Below are 1324 nucleotides of genomic sequence, written 5' to 3'. Positions count from 1 at the left end.
ATGTCGAACGGTTGTGGCAGGCGCTTCATGAGACAATAACCCGAAATCACCAGTGCAGTTCAATGTGGCAACTGTTGAAAAAGGTCCATCACTTTATGAATACCGTCAGCCCATTCCCCGGGGGAAAACATGGGCTGGCTAAAGTGTAGCGGTATTAGGATCAGTTATTTAGCCGCACGTAACACGGCTTTACTTTTATTGCATCTCGCATCACAGGGCATGTGGCAGATCAACGGCAGGCCATCGGGTTAATCTTTACAATGACAGCACCACAGAGGGTCGCTGCAGCCGCCGCTTGACGAACCGCATTGCCCATGCGACAACGCTGCAGCGTCAGGTGACAGGGAGAAAACATGGAACAACCGACTTTAACAATCATGATTGTGGACGACCATCCGCTTATGCGTCGCGGTATTCGGCAGTTACTGGCGCTCGACCCGACGCTTCAGGTCGTCGCGGAAGCCAGCAACGGCACCGAAGCACTGGCTGAGGCCCGTCGCCTGGCACCGGACGTCATCCTGCTCGACCTGAATATGAAAGGGATGTCGGGCCTGGACACGCTGAAAGCGCTTCGTCATGAAGGCATCCACTCGCGGATTCTGGTGCTGACGGTGTCGGATGCGCGCAGTGATATCTTCGCCATGGTGGATGCGGGAGCCGATGGGTATTTGCTGAAAGACAGTGAACCGGAAATCCTGCTAAACCAGATCGTACAGGCCACACAGGGCGAAAATGTCTTTAGCGAGGCGGTCCGGCATTCGCTAGCGACGCGTCACAACAGCGACGATCCGTTCCGTTTGCTGACAGAACGCGAACGCGACGTGCTTCAGGAAGTGGCGCGAGGCCTGTCCAACAAAGCCGTTGCTGATACCTTGCAAATTTCAGAAGAGACGGTGAAGGTACATCTTCGTAATATCCTGCGCAAACTTGAGGTTCGCTCACGCGTTGCGGCGACCATCCTGTGGCTTGAACGTCGACATCGTTGAGAAAAAGCGCGCCAATTTACACATTCTTTATAATTTCTCCACTTTTCAAACCCTGCCCGCACGTAAAGTAGTCGCCTGGTCGTGCATGATGTCATGGAATACTTTCGTACGTTACGCGCTGCATCGGTCATATTAATAATAAAAGCAGTGAGGAGTGCCGATTCCATGTCGAATTTCTTTATCGACCGCCCTATTTTTGCCTGGGTTTTGGGTAAGCGTCACATTTAAACCGTCTGTGCAGCGGGCTCCGGTTCCGGGAAAATAGTGTCCATCATTTTTTAATGGACACTATCGCGTGAAACACCGGACATGGCTCCTTGAGGCGCTTCGCCTCCATT

1 protein-coding gene and 1 pseudogene are annotated in these 1324 nt (G+C 52.7%); both read left to right on the top strand.

Annotated features, from left to right (window positions below; all coding sequences use genetic code 11):
* Positions 1 to 149, top strand: a pseudogene (locus tag F7Q90_RS25630) (IS630 family transposase); the annotation flags it as partial.
* Positions 150 to 353: 204 nt separating this feature from the next.
* Positions 354 to 986, top strand: coding sequence for a response regulator (locus F7Q90_RS25625; protein ID WP_006120610.1), 633 nt, complete (start codon positions 354 to 356; stop codon positions 984 to 986).
* Positions 987 to 1324 lie beyond the last annotated feature (338 nt).

Origin of the sequence: Pantoea stewartii subsp. stewartii, from assembly GCF_008801695.1 — a bacterium.
Taxonomy (GTDB): domain Bacteria; phylum Pseudomonadota; class Gammaproteobacteria; order Enterobacterales; family Enterobacteriaceae; genus Pantoea; species Pantoea stewartii.
The sequence above is the reverse complement of the archived record's forward strand: the minus strand, read 5'-3'. Positions and strand labels throughout refer to the sequence as shown.